The organism is Enterocloster alcoholdehydrogenati, from assembly GCF_013282095.1.
In the GTDB taxonomy this organism is placed as follows: Bacteria; Bacillota; Clostridia; order Lachnospirales; family Lachnospiraceae; genus Enterocloster; species Enterocloster alcoholdehydrogenati.
Genome location: NZ_BLTJ01000010.1, coordinates 38522 through 53055, shown reverse-complemented (window position 1 = coordinate 53055; position 14534 = coordinate 38522). Strand labels below are relative to the sequence as shown.

The window sequence follows — 14534 nt, the reverse complement described above, 5'->3', positions numbered from 1 at the left end:
TACAGAACATAAAAAGGGGTTTTCAGAATGAGGAGTAAAGAGATATGGAAAAGAAACTGATACTGGGACATAAGAAAAAGGAAAAAGACAGGAGACCGGAGGGAACGCAGAAGGAAAAGGTGTCCATCCGTCTGGCCCGTTTTATTTTCCGCAGAAAGAGCTGGATTGAGGGCATCTTTGTGATCGGATGTATCCTGTCTCTTATCACCATGCTGTTTGTAAACGTAAACTACGATCTGACGGAATATCTGCCAAAAGAAGCGGCTTCCCGTATCGGACTGGACCAGATGAAGGAAGATTTCGGATATCCGGGAACGGCCCGTATTATGATAAAGGATGTAAGCCTTTATGAGGCCAAACAGTATAAGGATAAGATAGAAGCCATTGACGGTGTGGATCAGGTGCTCTGGTGTGACACCACCACCAATATCTATGCAGGTCAGGATTTCATCAATATGGATGACATTGATGATTACTATAAAGATAACTGTGCGGTAATGGATATTACCTTTGACGAAGGCGATACGTCAAAGCTCACCTCTGCCGCGGTGGATGAGATCAAGGATCTTTTGGGGGATAAAGGGTACTATACAGGCATGGCGGTACAGAACAAATCCCTGAAGGAAAACATTGAGAGTGAGATGCAGCTGATCCTGTTAGTGGCTGTTATTATGATTTTTGCAGTGTTATGCATTACCACTACGGCCTGGTCAGAGCCATTCCTCTTTTTGATTGTCATGGGAGTGGCGATCCTCTTAAACCGGGGTACCAATATATTCCTTGGCACAGTGTCCTTTCTGACGAATAATGTAGCTATGGTGCTGCAGCTTGCCACCTCCATGGATTACTCTATTTTCCTGCTGGATGCGTTTACCAGGGAGCGGCAGAAGGGCTTAAATAATGAGGAGGCCATGACAAATGCCATCGATGCGGCGATCAATTCAATTTTTGCAAGCAGTCTGACTACGGTGGTAGGCTTTTTAGCCCTGGTGTGCATGAAATTCAGCATTGGCTTTGATATGGGCCTTGTTCTTGCAAAGGGGATTATATTCAGTCTCCTGACGGTGGTATTTTTCATGCCGGCCATGATCTTAAAATTTGCGGACTGGAACGAAAAAACGGCCCACAGGCCCTTCCTTCCGCCTTTTAACCGTTTAAGCAGAGGCATATATCGTTTCCGTTATGCGGCATTGATTGTGATGGTCTTAATCGTACCCCCGGCTTATGTGGCTCAGGGGATGAATGACTACCTCTACGGAAACAGCGCCGTAGGAGCCAGCGAAGGAACCCAGGTCTATGATGATGATATTGAGATCACCAGGATTTTTGGGCGCAGCAATATGCTCCTGGTGCTTTATCCCAATGATTCCCCGGTAACAGAAAAGGCCATGTCTGATGAACTGGAGGATCTTCCCTTTGTAAAAAGCGTCACATCCATGGCCAATACACTGCCTGAGGGGATACCGGAAGATTTTCTTCCCTATTCTGTCACCAGCCAGCTTCATCGGGGAGATAAGAGCCGGATGCTGGTATACATACGGACGAAAACAGAGAGTACAGAGGCTTTTCGCGATACGGATACCATTCGGGAGATCGTTCAGAAATACTATCCGCAGAATTCCTTTGTGGTGGGAGAGACCCCGTCTACCCAGGATATCAAGACATTTATCACTGCAGACAATGCCCATGTAAATGTCCTTTCTCTTCTGGGTGTATTCCTGGTTGTCATGTTCAGCTTCCGATCCGTACTGGTGCCGGTTATTGTCATGATTCCTATTCAGGTTGCGATCTTTTTAAACATGGCGGTGCCGTACCTTACAGGCAGCACCATGGTTTATATGGGATATATTATTGTCAGCAGCATACAGCTGGGAGCTACGGTAGATTATTCTATCCTGCTTACAAACAACTATATGGCCTGCCGGAAGGAAATGAAGAAAAAGGAGGCCTGCCTCCAGGCTGTGAAAATGTCCTGCGGCTCCATCTTTACATCGGGAACCATTTTGATACTGGCGGGCTACATCATTCATTTCATATCAAATACGGCGGCAATCGGTGATCTGGGCCATCTGATCGGCCGCGGCGCACTCTTTAGCGTGATCCTGGTGCTGACTGTGCTGCCTGCCCTGCTGGTTCTCTTTGACAGGATCATTACCAGCAATGAATGGGAAGATTTTAAAAAGCTGCTGGCAAGGTTCCATAAAAAGGGAAAAAACGCGGTAAAGACAGGAGCAAAGGCATTTGGGAAGGCGAACCTGGCTGCCGTAAGACAGGAAACGAACGGGATGGGAACGGAGGTAAAGACCGATGAGGATTAGAAGCAAACAGATTATGGCAGCCGCCCTTGCGGCTGCGATCACAGCAACGGGAGCAGGAAGCGGCCTTTTTGCAGATGCGGACATTTGGGAAACATCCCTGCCCGCCTATGGCGCGCCTGCTTCGGTAGAGACAGATGAAACGATGTATGTTAATCTGGATCTTTACGGAAAGACCACTAAGGTAAATGTGGTAAAGGGCTGTAATCTGAATGGCATCACAAATTTTACAGATTATGGAACATATACGGCAGTAGAAAATATGTCCACAGGCGACCAGCCGCAGCTTGGGGACGGTCAGGTGACCTGGAACCTGCCGGCAGACCAGAAGGGACGTTTTTATTATAAATGTACCCTGGACAATGAACAGGTGGCGCTGCCATGGACGTTTGATGTGTCCTACAAGCTGAACGGCGTTCCTGTAAACGGTGAGGAACTGGCCGGGGCATCGGGACTGGTAGAGATCCATGTGACGGCTACGCCCAATGAGAATGCAGATCTTTATTACCGCAACAATATGATCCTTATGGTGGCAGTTCCGGTGGATCTGTCCAAATGCTACAGTGTGGATGCAGATGGCTCTCAGACCCAGAATATGGGGCAGTACACAGGCGTTGTCTTTACCGCGCTTCCGGGTGAGGATGGAGATTACACGGTGCGCATCGGTACAGACAGCTTTGAAACTACGGGAGTGATCATGGCCATGACGCCGGGAACCGTGTCGGATCTGGAGCATATCAAGGATCTGAAGAAAGCGAAGGATACATGGAAGGATGCAGGAGATGACCTCTATGACAGCCTGGAGCAGATGGCTCAGTCCGTAGAGGATATGCGAAACGGCGTAAACCAGATGCAGTCCGGCCTGGCAGCAGCAGACCGCGCAAGAGAAAAGTGGAGCAGCTCAAAAGACAGCATCCTGGCAGGAAATGACCAGTCTCTGGCAGCGCTTACTGCCATGTCCGACCAGCTGGGAACCATGGTTCCCCATCTGCAGACTGCAAAGGAAACCGCCGAGGTGGTGCACAGCAGTATGGGCGATATCGTAGGAACCATGGGAGAGATGCAGGAACCTTTGGGCAAGCTGTATACGAGACTGAGAAATATAAAGAGCAGTACGGCCTCCATTGGAGAACAGCTGCCGGATATCAGGGATGATCTGGGCTATCTGATCCAGACCAATGCCGCATTCCAGGTGCAGACAACGGAAATACTGGAACAGATGGCCGGGCTGATGAGTGAGCTTGAGGAATACGATGCCGAGGCGCTGGAAATCGATGCGGCGGATACCAGGGCTGTGGAAAACCAAACAACGGAATCTGCGGGAAATGAGACCAGTGAAAGTGAAACAACAGGTAACGAAACGGCAGGAAGCGATACCAGCGAAAGTGAAACAACAGGTAACAAAACGGCAGGAAGCGATACCAGCGAAAGTGAAACAACGGGTAACGAGGCTGCCGGGAGCGATACCAGCGGAAGTGAAACAACAGGTAACGAAACGGCAGGAAGCGATACCGGCGAAAGTGAAACAACGGGTAACGAGGCTGCCGGAAACGATACCAGCGGAAGTGAAGCAACAGATAATGAGAGCGCCGGAACCGGGAATACCGGAAACAGCGATTCCACAGATGCAGCCTCCGATTCTTCCGAACAGACCTTAAGCCGCGCTGTTCCAAGAGCACAGATTGAAAAGAACGAGGTTCCCATGGTGACGGAGTCTGCCTCCAGCCAGAATCTTCAGGAAATGGTGCAGATGCTTCAGAAGATCAACCAGGACAGCCAGAAATTCACAGAAACGGCATCCAATCTCATGGACGATATCTCAGATTCCGCTCAGTACAGCGCTGATCTGGCAGACAATATGGATATGCTTATTGAAGATGTGACAGCCCTTCATGATTCCTTAGATGTCTACTACCCGGATCTGCAGGCCTCCTTAGATGACCTGTCTGCTCTGGTAGAGCGTACCACAGAAGCGCTCAACAGCAGTGTAAGTACACTTACCATTGTACAGAACACATTAAAGGCTTCCAGCGGCGATATAGATGACGCCGCAAGGGAAAGTCTGCAGGCCAGCATGGAACTGCTGGATAAGAGCCTGGGCATTCTTGACGGCACCTCCGGCGTTCGCCGCGCAGGCCGCACCATGAAGGATGTTATTGACAGTGAGCTGGACCGTTACGATACGGAAAACCGTTTCCTCTTCATGGATCCCGATGCGGAAAAGGTATCCTTTACCTCATCCGAAAACCCGTCGCCCAAGACACTTCAGGTAATTTTGCGCACGGATGAGATTAGTCTTGACGATGAAGAACACAAGACCATGGACGCTGAGACACAGGAGCCAAAGATCAGTCCTCTGCGCCGGATGTGGAATGTCCTTGTAAAAATGTGGCAGGCCATTGCAGATGTTTTCAAAAACAGATAGAAAAGCCGGAGAACTTCTGGTATGATAAAAAGAGCGTATCCTGATCAGGATGCGCTCTCAGCGTTTTAATTACCTAAAAAGCCCGGACAGTGGGATGGCAGGCGGCGCAGACGCATCACTGTCTGGAAGAGTCACCGTCAGAAAGGAGGCGTCCGTGGAACCCTCGAAACAGGAAAAAACAAAATACAGACTGGCAGCCTCGGTTAAAGAGTGCATGAAAATCTCTCCTGTAGACAAGATCACAGTAAAAAGTATTGCGGAGGGCTGCGGCCTGACCCGTCAGACCTTTTACCGCAATTTTCTGGATAAATATGATCTGATCAACTGGTATTTTGACAAGCTGGTTCTCCAGTCCTTTGAGCAGATCGGAATGGGACATACCGTAGGAGAGAGCCTGACGCAGAAGTTTGAATTTATTCGGGCAGAAAAGGTATTTTTTACAGAGGCCTTCCGCAGCGATGACAGAAACTCTGTGAAGGAGCACGATTTTGAACTGATCCTTCAGTTTTACCGGGATCTTATCGGGCGCAGAACCAGCCGTCCTTTAAGTGAGGAGCTTCAGTTCCTCTTGGAGATGTACTGCCGGGGATCCGTCTATATGACGGTCAAATGGGTACTGGGAGGCATGAAGGCTTCGCCGCGTGAGATGGCGGATAAGCTGGTGGATGCTTTGCCCCCAAAGCTTGCCGGGGTATTTGAAGAATTAAAACTGTTGTAAAATATAGACAATAGATTTTGTGATAATACACAAAAAATATGAGAAAGTGACAGATGACTTTATTTGTCACTTTTATTTTTTTGCCCGATTCGTTATAATATTAACGAATAGAAAAACCTGAAAAATATTTCCGTCCGACAGTCACAGCAGCCTGACGGACTGCAGCGAAACACAGGCAAAAAGGAGAAGAGGAATATGGCAAACAGAATCGTATTAAATGAAACTTCCTATCATGGCGCAGGCGCGATTGCGGAGATTGCAAACGAGGCAAGAGCAAGAAGCTTTAAAAAAGCATTCGTATGTTCTGATCCTGACCTGATTCGTTTTGGCGTTACAAAGAATGTGACAGACGTGCTGGATGAAGCAGGCCTGGCATATGAGATCTACTCTGATATCAAGCCCAATCCGACCATTGAAAATGTGCAGACCGGCGTGGCAGCGTTTAAGGCCTCCGGCGCTGATTATCTGATCGCCATCGGCGGCGGCTCATCCATGGATACAGCCAAGGCCATTGGCATCATTATTGCAAATCCTGAATTTGAGGATGTAAGAAGCTTAGAGGGCGTAGCCCCAACCAGGAATCCCTCCATCCCGATCATTGCAGTTCCTACCACAGCGGGAACAGCGGCAGAGGTTACCATTAACTATGTGATTACAGACGTAGAGAAGAAGCGCAAGTTCGTATGTGTTGATACCCATGATATCCCGGTAGTGGCAGTGATCGACCCTGATATGATGGAATCCATGCCAAAGGGGCTGACAGCATCTACCGGAATGGATGCGCTGACTCATGCCATCGAGGGCTATATCACAAAGGGCGCATGGGAAATGACGGATATGTTCCATTTAAAGGCCATCGAACTGATTTCCAGACACCTAAGAGGAGCTTGTGAGAATACAAAGGAGGGCCGTGAGGGCATGGCGCTGGGGCAGTATATCGCCGGCATGGGCTTCTCCAATGTAGGCCTTGGAATCGTTCATTCCATGGCGCACGCTCTGGGCGCTGTGTATGACACACCCCATGGTGTCGCCAATGCGATCCTGCTGCCAACGGTAATGGAGTATAACGCTCCCTGCACCGGTGACAAGTATAAGGATATCGCCATTGCCATGGGCGTACAGGGGACAGAAAACATGAGTCAGGAAGAGTACCGCAGGGCAGCCGTAGATGCAGTAAAGAAGCTGTCCGCAGACGTAGGCATCCCTGCTGATTTGAAGGCCATCGTTAAGCCGGAGGATGTTGATTTCCTGGCACAGTCTGCTATGGACGATGCCTGCCGCCCAGGCAATCCAAAGGATCCAACCTTTGAGGATATCAAGGCCCTGTATCAGTCTCTGATGTAATTCGCCTGCTCAGGCAGCAGAGGATTTTGCGTTATCATATTTTATAAGATCTGATATATGAAAAGGCGCTTTCGGCCGGCTGGTTCAGCTGGGAAAGCGCCTTTCGTATGTGTTTTTCACGCACAGCGGAGCGCTGGTCTGCATACTTTACATACAATTTACATATACTTTACATTGCCTGCCGAAAAAGTATATTGACGGGCTATAAAATATCCCGTATAATAAAAATGTGTAAATAAAACGTAAAAAATATGTTAAAAAGATGAAAAGAGGGCAGAGACATGGCGGAATGTATCTCCTGTTTCAGATGGTGTAAGAAGCGGTCAAAGACATAACCTGCGGTCTTGATGAAAGATGGCGGGCTGTGTCTTATATTTTGCGCTGTTTTTGGAAAATAAGTTGATATTATCCGTAAAATGATATGAAAATGTCTCTCATTCAAACAAAAAGGAGAAAATATGGGAGTTGAATTGCTTTTAGGACTTTTGGGAGGTCTGGCGCTGTTCCTCTATGGAATGCAGATGATGAGCACCAATCTGGAGGCTGCGGCGGGCAACAAGATGAAGCAGATCTTGGAGCGCCTGACCTCCAACCGCTTTTTAGGCGTTCTGGTGGGAGCTGTGATTACGGCGCTGATCCAGTCTTCCTCCGCAACTACCGTTATGGTAGTGGGTTTTGTTAATTCCGGGCTCATGACCTTAAACCAGGCTGTCTGGGTGATTATGGGCGCTAATATCGGTACCACCATTACAGGCCAGCTGATCGCACTGGATATCGGTGCTCTGGCTCCGCTGATTGCTTTTATAGGCGTGGCGATCCTGGTTTTTGTAAAAAACAAGAAACTCCAGCATATCGCCGGTATTGTGGCCGGCATCGGCGTTCTGTTCATCGGTATGGACATGATGAGTTCCGCCATGTCGCCGTTAAGAGATGAACCGCAGTTTGTGGAACTGATGACCAGGTTCAGCAATCCTCTGCTTGGGATTCTGGTTGGTGCAGGATTTACGGCGCTGATCCAGTCCTCCTCCGCATCGGTCGGTATTTTACAGGCTCTGGCGATGAGCGGGGTCATTGATCTGCACAGCGCCGTATTCGTTCTCTTCGGACAGAATATCGGTACCTGCATTACGGCTGTTCTGGCCTCCATTGGAACGACCAGAAATGCGAAACGCGCTACGGCCATCCATCTGCTGTTTAACATCATCGGAACGGCCATCTTTGTAGTGATCAGCCTGGTAACGCCGTTTACGGATTTTATGATCCGCATGGCTCCCGGCAATCCTATGGCACAGATTGCCAATGTCCATACAACCTTTAATCTGGTTACCACAATTCTTCTCCTTCCATTTGGAACCATGCTGGTAAAAGCGGTGGAGAAGCTTCTGCCCGACACCCAGGCCAGGGTTATGGATGAGGATCACTGGCTGGAGGGACTTATGGCCTCCAAGCATCATCTGGGGGTTTCCACCATCGCCATCAGCCAGCTTCGTGAGGAGATCCGCGATATGATGTCCATGGCGGTAAAGAATGTAGATTCCAGTTTCCAGGCAGTAGAGCAGGGACCAGGAGAAGATGGGATAAAGGAAATTGAGGATCGGGAAGAGGAGATTGACCTTGCAAATGTACGGCTCTCAAAAAAAATATCCCGTGTATTGGTTCTGGATCAGACGCCTAAGGACATAGAAACACTGAATAAGATGTATTCGGTTCTGGGAAATATTGAACGGATCGGCGATCATGCCATGAACCTGGCAGAGTACGCCCAGACCATCAAGGAAAAGGAGCTGACCTTTTCTGAATACGCTCAGAGCGAGTTTACAGTAATGGCAGACAGCTGTTCCAAGGGAATGGAGCTTTTGGAGCAGGCCGCCGCAGGCAGCAGAAATTTCACCCTGGAAAAGGTACAGGAGATTGAACAGAAGATAGATGATATCACTTTGAAATTCCGTCAGAATCAGATTGACCGTATGAGAGAAGGCCACTGCAGCGTGGAGGCATCCATACTTTATTCTGAGATGCTTACGGATTATGAGCGAATCGGGGACCATATGCTGAATATTGCTGAGGCATATGACATGATCAACCTCAATGATGAGGGAATTACACAGTCAGCGGCAGCCAACGCATAAGAGAGGCAGGCTGAAAAGAAGATACTAAAATACAAGAAAGCGTCACCGGACGGCACAGTTTTGTCGGTGACGCTTTTTTCTGCATTCAGGTATGGCGGATGATGCTGTATACGGCGATCAGACAGATCAGCTGCTGCCGCAGTGTCTAAGCGGCAGATCATTTGGGCTCGTCTGCAGTAGCCTTGGGCAGATCCCAGCAGTATTTGGTGGCCAGAAGCCGGATGGCGATTACTAAGAGCGCTCCTGTTACCATGGCTGCATTGGAGCCCAGCGCACCCGACAGATATACATAAAAGATTGCTCCTGCAAGGGAGGCGCAGGCATAGACGTGCTTTTTCAGAATATAGGGTGTCTGCCCTGCCATGATATCGCGAAGCACGCCGCCGCCGACTCCCGTCAGAACCCCCAGGAAAATGGAGAGAAAGTGGTATTCTCCATAACCGGCCATAGCCGCTGTGTCGATTCCGGTAACGGTAAATGCGGCCAGTCCCACGGCATCAAAGATATTCATGATCTTTTCGTAGGCTACAATATAAGGCCCGGTCATGATCTGCTGGTTAAAACGGATAATGAAAAAGAGTATCAGCACGGTCACAAAGGCCATGATTACATAGACCGGATTGATAAAAAGGCTGGGAGGTACTCTGCCTAAGAGGATATCCCTGAGCATACCTCCGCCTACGGCTGTGGTTTCCCCCAGAATGATGATTCCAAGGAGATCCAGCCGCTTGCGGATGGCTGTCATAGCCCCGGAAGAGGCAAAGGCAATGGTGCCAATGGCCTCAATCAGGAAAAAAAGGGAGATATTTTCCATAGACGTTCCTGATTCCCCTTTACAGCAGATAGATTTTATGCTCTCTGCAGATCCGGCGCATTTCTTCCGGCCAGATGCTTGCCTGCACCTCGCCGATGTGGGCGCGGTCTAAAAGCAGCATACACAGACGGGACTGTCCAATACCGCCGCCGATGGTATAGGGCAGTTCTCCGTTTAAGAGCATTTTATGATAAGGAAGTTTGGCTCGCTCCTCGCATCCCGCTTTTTTTAACTGCTCTGCCAGGGAAGCCTCGTCTACACGGATTCCCATGCTGGATATCTCCAGAGCGCAGTTTAAAGTGTCAAACCAGAAGAGAATATCGCCGTTTAACTTCCAGTCATCATAGTCAGGCGCGCGGCCGTCGTGGGGCTTTCCGTCTGCCAGCTTATCTCCGATCTGCATTAAAAATACACAGCCGTGCTCTCTGGTGATCCGGTTTTCACGCTCCTTGGGAGTCAGCTCCGGGTACATTTCGGCCAGTTCGCCGGTGGTAATGAAGAAAATATCCTCTGGAAGCTGCTTTACTGCCTGAGGGTACTTATACCATACCTCATGCTGCATATGTTTGATGATCTTAAAGATCTCACGCACTGTTTCCATCAAGGTTTCAGTGGTGCGCTCCTCCTTTCGGATCACCTTTTCCCAGTCCCATTGATCTACATAGCAGGAGTGCAGATTGTCCAGCTCCTCGTCCCGGCGGATGGCGTTCATGTTGGTATAAAGGCCTTCCCCTGGCTTAAATCCGTATTCCTTTAAGGCCATGCGCTTCCATTTTGCCAGAGAGTGCACTACCTCCAGAGTTTCTCCCGGCAGGCCCGCCATATCAAACTGAACCGGGCGCTCTACGCCGTTTAAGTCATCGTTTAAGCCGCTGCTTTTCTCTACAAAGAGGGGGGCGGAGATACGTTCCAGGTGCATTTCCCGGCCCATTTCCTTCTGAAAGGTATCGCGGATGTACTTGATAGCATCCTGGGTTTCACGGATCGTAAGCCTGGGGTCATATTTCTCAGGTATAATCAGTTCCATTGATTTATCCTCCATAAAATAGTGTGTACTCTCGAAATCTCCGGGAGCGTACAGGCTCTGCGCCTCCGGGATCCGGCGTGAATAAAATCACTCCTATGGTATCATTAAAGAAAAAAAGGCGCAAGAGGTTATTGGAAAAGATCCTCCATTTTCCGTCGGATCCGTTCTCTGCGCCGTTTTGTTTCATCCGGCGCAGGTGCAAACACACCATTTTCCTCGGAAATAGCATCTCCTTCCTTTACGCCCTTCGGCAAGGCAGATAAAGGGACGGTGAAAACGGAACGATCCTCCCGTTGGCAGACAGCCAGTGTTTCTTCGATTCGGTCGATGATAGCGATCATATGCAGTTCCTCCTGTGAGATCCTGCCGGCGGCAGGTTTTTCTTAAATATGGTTTAGCGGCTGCGTCTATTGCGCCAGGTCTATGGGTTTTTCTTTACCAGAAGCATCTGCATGGCTCCAGCTTAAGGCCTCCGGCGAACTGGATGCGATGATGGTTCCCAGCTCATCGGTGCGAAGCACCTGGATTCCGGCTTTGGAATATTTTTCCAGAGTTTCCTTGTGGGGATGGCCATAGGAATTGCCTTTTCCACAGGAAATGACTGCCCAGGAAGGGGAGACTGCCTTCAGAAAGTCCGGGCTGCTGGATGTGCGGCTTCCATGGTGTCCGGCCTTTAGCACATCTGCGGAGAGTGTAAGGCCGCTGTTTACCATATCCTGCTCAGCCTCCTGCTCAGCGTCGCCACACATGACAAAGGAATGGTTGCCGTCTGTGAGGCGGATGCCCACAGACCAGTCATTCAGTTCGTCTCCGTAATTCCCAGCAGGGCCAAGGATGGTAAAATGAGACTGTCCCAGTTCATAGGTATCTCCAGGCACTGGTTTTGTGATGGTAAGGCCTTTGTCCGCTACAGCGTCCAGCACATCTTCAAAGGTAGCGGTGGTATGTTCCACAGGCGGCAGGATCACGTTTTTTACCTCAAAGGAACGAAGTACGTCGTCCAGGCCGCCGATGTGGTCAGAGTGAGGGTGAGTGCCTATAACATAGTCCAGAGAGGAGATACCCTGACGGTTCAGATAGGCGGTCACTGTCTTGCCCTGGTTGTTTTCACCGGCATCAATGAGCATGGAGTGGCTGCCGTCCTGAATGAGGATGCTGTCTCCCTGGCCCACGTCAATGAAATGGACTTTGAGCGTACCTGTGCTGGGAGTTACATCAGAGGTATTCTGACTGCTGCCCGTGCTCCCTCCATTGCCCATGCTGTTTCCAAGGTCATTTAACTGGCCTTTAACGGCTTCCTTTGCATAGTCCCAGGCGGCGGAGGCTGCCTGATCCGCAGCCGATTCGATGTATTTTTGCGCCTCGGCGCTGGAGCAGCCCCCCAGAGCCAGGGAGGCCAAGAGCACAGTAAACAGCAGCAGTTTCTTTAAAAAATGTGATTTCCATCCGGTCATATCTTATTAGCCTTTCCATTCAGTTATAATTTTCCCTCGTTTTCCATATATTACTATGAGAGGAATTGCCTGTCCGTTTTGTGAAAGTGACGGACAGGGTTACAGCCGCCTGTTATGGCTGCCAGAAAAAGAAAAGGAGTATCCAAATTATGGCAAGAGGAATCAGAAAAACCCACACAGAAAAACTTCAGTCTGAGCTGTCCGATATCCGGGCCGCCATTGCCCAGTATGAGAGCAGTCTGGACACCCTTCGCTCCAGAGAGAAGGAGATTATCTCCGAGATCGAGCTGGAGCGCTTCAAAGAAGTAAGCGAACTTTTGAAGCAGAAGGGAATGACCCTCTGCGATCTTAAGGAAATGTTAGCCGCGGAACCGGTTTAGGCAGGCAAAGATCTCCTGGGTCCGGGGCATACAAAGTCCCATGGCGGCATAAGAGCAGCCGCTCACAGCAGTGAGGCCGCCCTTTGCCGTCTCTTTTTGTATCAGAGCCACGGTATCAGCTACGCAATAGCGTTCCAGCAGCCTGTGTTCCAGACAGAAACGCAGCATCTGTGCCAGTGCGTGCGTCTGCTCCCCATCGATGAGCTGTTCTACAAAACGCAGATCTACCGTTTCCTTTCCCACCTGCAGGGAATCTTTTCCATATACCTTTACCTTGATCCGCTCTTTGCGCCAGTCCGCATCCAGTCCGTTTCGTCTGCCCTGGCCTGGGCCGCCCCATCCTGGATTCTGAGAGCCTTCGTTTTGTCCAGAAACCGTCAGTTTCCGCCCTTTTTGCGGCAGCTTAAATCCTGGCGCCGCCTCAACAGCCCCTGTGCCGTATCCGGCACAGAATTCTTTTGTAGACTTCGTGATATCACAGGGGATATAGCTGTCCATTTGAATAATGGTGTCTGCAATATAAAAATAGGCTCCTGAACTGCCGGCCACCATAACCGTAGAGATTCCGGCCTTCTCATATAAATCCCTGGCCCGTTCGATAAAGGGTGTGATTGGCTCCTTGCTGCGGCTTATGATATGCTGCATCAGGTCATCCCGCACCATAAAGTTTGTGGCAGACGTATCCTCGTCGATCAAAAATACACGGCTGCCGCTTTCAATGCCCTCCGCCACAGCCGCCGCCTGAGACGTACTGCCGCTGGCGTCTTTGGTAGAAAAGCAAAGGGTATCCTTTTTGTTGGGAAGATCGTTGATAAACATGGAAATATCAACGTTTCGCACGCTGCGCCCGTCCTCGGCCCGAAGCTTTAAGGCCGTATCGTCCGTAATCACATACTCCCGTCCGTCACCGGCTATATGATCATATACTCCCGCCTCTAACGCCTTTAAAAGCGTGGATTTCCCGTGATAGCCGCCGCCCACAATCAGAGTGATTCCTTTTCGGATCCCCATTCCCGTCAGGGTTTTGTGGTTTGGGAGCTGCAGCGTTACCCTTAGGGACTCCGGCGAATGAAAGGCTACGCTTCCCTTCATGGGCCGGCTTGACACACCGCTTTCCCTTGGCAGAACCGAGCCGTCTGCCACAAAGGACACCAGTCCCAGCCGCTTTAATTCCTGGCGTATAAAATACTGATCCTCTGCCAGCAGGGCCACAGCCTGGACTTCACCGGCAGGCCGGTTTTTAAATACAAGAACCTGGCGCACACATTTTGGCAGAAATTCAAAGAGGATTCGGATCAGTTCGCCTGCCTGGATGGTTCGTCCGCTGGCTGGAAAGCCTACCTCAAACCGCAGGGCGATTCCCTGAGCACTGCACTCGCAGGCCGTCCGCGAAAGGATCTCCGGCCCTGGATGGCTGATAGCGATCAAGCCGCTTTTTCCTGAGCCTTTTGCCTTAAAATTATACCGGGCCGATTCCTGATAGAACTGCCGCACCAGATAATCCTCAAAGGCCTGTTTCTTATGGGGCGCATCAAAAAGTTCTGCCGGATAACCGGCTTTTTGATGGGATATAAAAACACTGAGCTTAGACGGGGAAGCAAAAGGATCTCCCTGAACATGGTCGATACTTAAAACATAATCTCCAAAATTATAGGCTCCCTGAGCGGATTTGTAGGCCGGGTAGCTTTTACGGTCAATGGATTCCAGCAGACGCCGCAGTTCCTGCGATGCTTTCATATTCTGTTCACACACCTTTCATCTCCGAAATGATTTCCGGGTTTTTACGTTCCATTTTAAGGCACAGCCGGGAAAAATGCAACTGTCTGGAGGATATAAATAACCCTTGAATCAATGGCAGGTTTACTGACGAAGAAGCCGTATTCCGTTTCTGGAACATCCCCAGAGCGGCCGCTTTATTTCTTTGGGCA

Annotated in this window: 11 protein-coding genes; 6 read left to right on the top strand and 5 right to left on the bottom strand. The window is 49.8% G+C overall.

Annotated features, from left to right (window positions below; translation table 11 throughout):
- The first annotated feature begins 44 nt into the window (after window positions 1–44).
- The 5 genes from HW447_RS12280 to HW447_RS12260 all read left to right on the top strand — a co-directional run bounded on the left by HW447_RS12280 (window position 45) and on the right by HW447_RS12260 (window position 8931).
- Window positions 45–2318 (top strand): efflux RND transporter permease subunit, encoded by a 2274-nt coding sequence (locus HW447_RS12280; RefSeq protein WP_176255554.1) that lies wholly within the window; start codon window positions 45–47, stop codon window positions 2316–2318.
- Window positions 2308–4740 carry a methyl-accepting chemotaxis protein gene (locus HW447_RS12275; RefSeq protein WP_176255553.1) on the top strand — a complete coding sequence of 811 codons (2433 nt, stop codon included), beginning with the start codon at window positions 2308–2310 and terminating at the stop codon, window positions 4738–4740. Before HW447_RS12280 ends, HW447_RS12275 begins: the two co-directional genes overlap by 11 nt.
- A 214-nt stretch (window positions 4741–4954) precedes the next feature.
- The gene (locus tag HW447_RS12270) at window positions 4955–5458 is read left to right on the top strand and encodes a TetR/AcrR family transcriptional regulator C-terminal domain-containing protein (protein WP_243176299.1); all 504 of its coding nucleotides are present in this window, start codon (window positions 4955–4957) and stop codon (window positions 5456–5458) included.
- A 195-nt stretch (window positions 5459–5653) separates the two neighbouring features.
- Window positions 5654–6802 (top strand): lactaldehyde reductase, encoded by a 1149-nt coding sequence (gene fucO, locus HW447_RS12265; RefSeq protein ID WP_176255551.1) that lies wholly within the window; start codon window positions 5654–5656, stop codon window positions 6800–6802.
- A gap of 458 nt (window positions 6803–7260) precedes the next feature.
- The gene (locus HW447_RS12260) at window positions 7261–8931 is read left to right on the top strand and encodes a Na/Pi cotransporter family protein (RefSeq protein WP_176255550.1); all 1671 of its coding nucleotides are present in this window, start codon (window positions 7261–7263) and stop codon (window positions 8929–8931) included.
- 157 nt (window positions 8932–9088) lie between these two features.
- Here HW447_RS12260 and HW447_RS12255 read toward each other — a convergent pair whose 3' ends face one another.
- The 4 genes from HW447_RS12255 to HW447_RS12240 form a co-directional block, all read right to left on the bottom strand.
- Window positions 9089–9745, bottom strand: a complete 657-nt coding sequence (locus HW447_RS12255) for a trimeric intracellular cation channel family protein (protein ID WP_176255549.1) — start codon at window positions 9743–9745, stop codon at window positions 9089–9091.
- A gap of 19 nt (window positions 9746–9764) precedes the next feature.
- Window positions 9765–10772: an aspartate--ammonia ligase gene (gene asnA / locus HW447_RS12250; RefSeq protein ID WP_176255548.1), complete on the bottom strand. Its 1008-nt coding sequence runs from the start codon at window positions 10770–10772 to the stop codon at window positions 9765–9767.
- Window positions 10773–10900: 128 nt separating this feature from the next.
- Window positions 10901–11113 carry a DUF3006 domain-containing protein gene (locus HW447_RS12245; RefSeq protein WP_176255547.1) on the bottom strand — a complete coding sequence of 71 codons (213 nt, stop codon included), beginning with the start codon at window positions 11111–11113 and terminating at the stop codon, window positions 10901–10903.
- Window positions 11114–11179: 66 nt separating this feature from the next.
- On the bottom strand, window positions 11180–12031 hold the full coding sequence (locus HW447_RS12240) for a ComEC/Rec2 family competence protein (RefSeq protein ID WP_176255638.1): 852 nt from the start codon (window positions 12029–12031) through the stop codon (window positions 11180–11182).
- Between the two features lie 344 nt (window positions 12032–12375).
- Between HW447_RS12240 and HW447_RS12235 the strand changes: the two genes are divergently transcribed.
- Complete coding sequence (locus HW447_RS12235) at window positions 12376–12606, top strand: hypothetical protein (protein ID WP_176255546.1); 231 nt, start codon at window positions 12376–12378, stop codon at window positions 12604–12606.
- On the opposite strand, the gene HW447_RS12230 is transcribed toward HW447_RS12235, so the two are convergent.
- Entirely contained in the window at window positions 12586–14343 is a 1758-nt protein-coding gene (locus tag HW447_RS12230) for an ABC-ATPase domain-containing protein (RefSeq protein WP_176255545.1), read from the bottom strand. The two genes, HW447_RS12235 and HW447_RS12230, sit on opposite strands and share 21 nt — an antisense overlap.
- Between the last annotated feature and the right edge of the window lie 191 nt (window positions 14344–14534).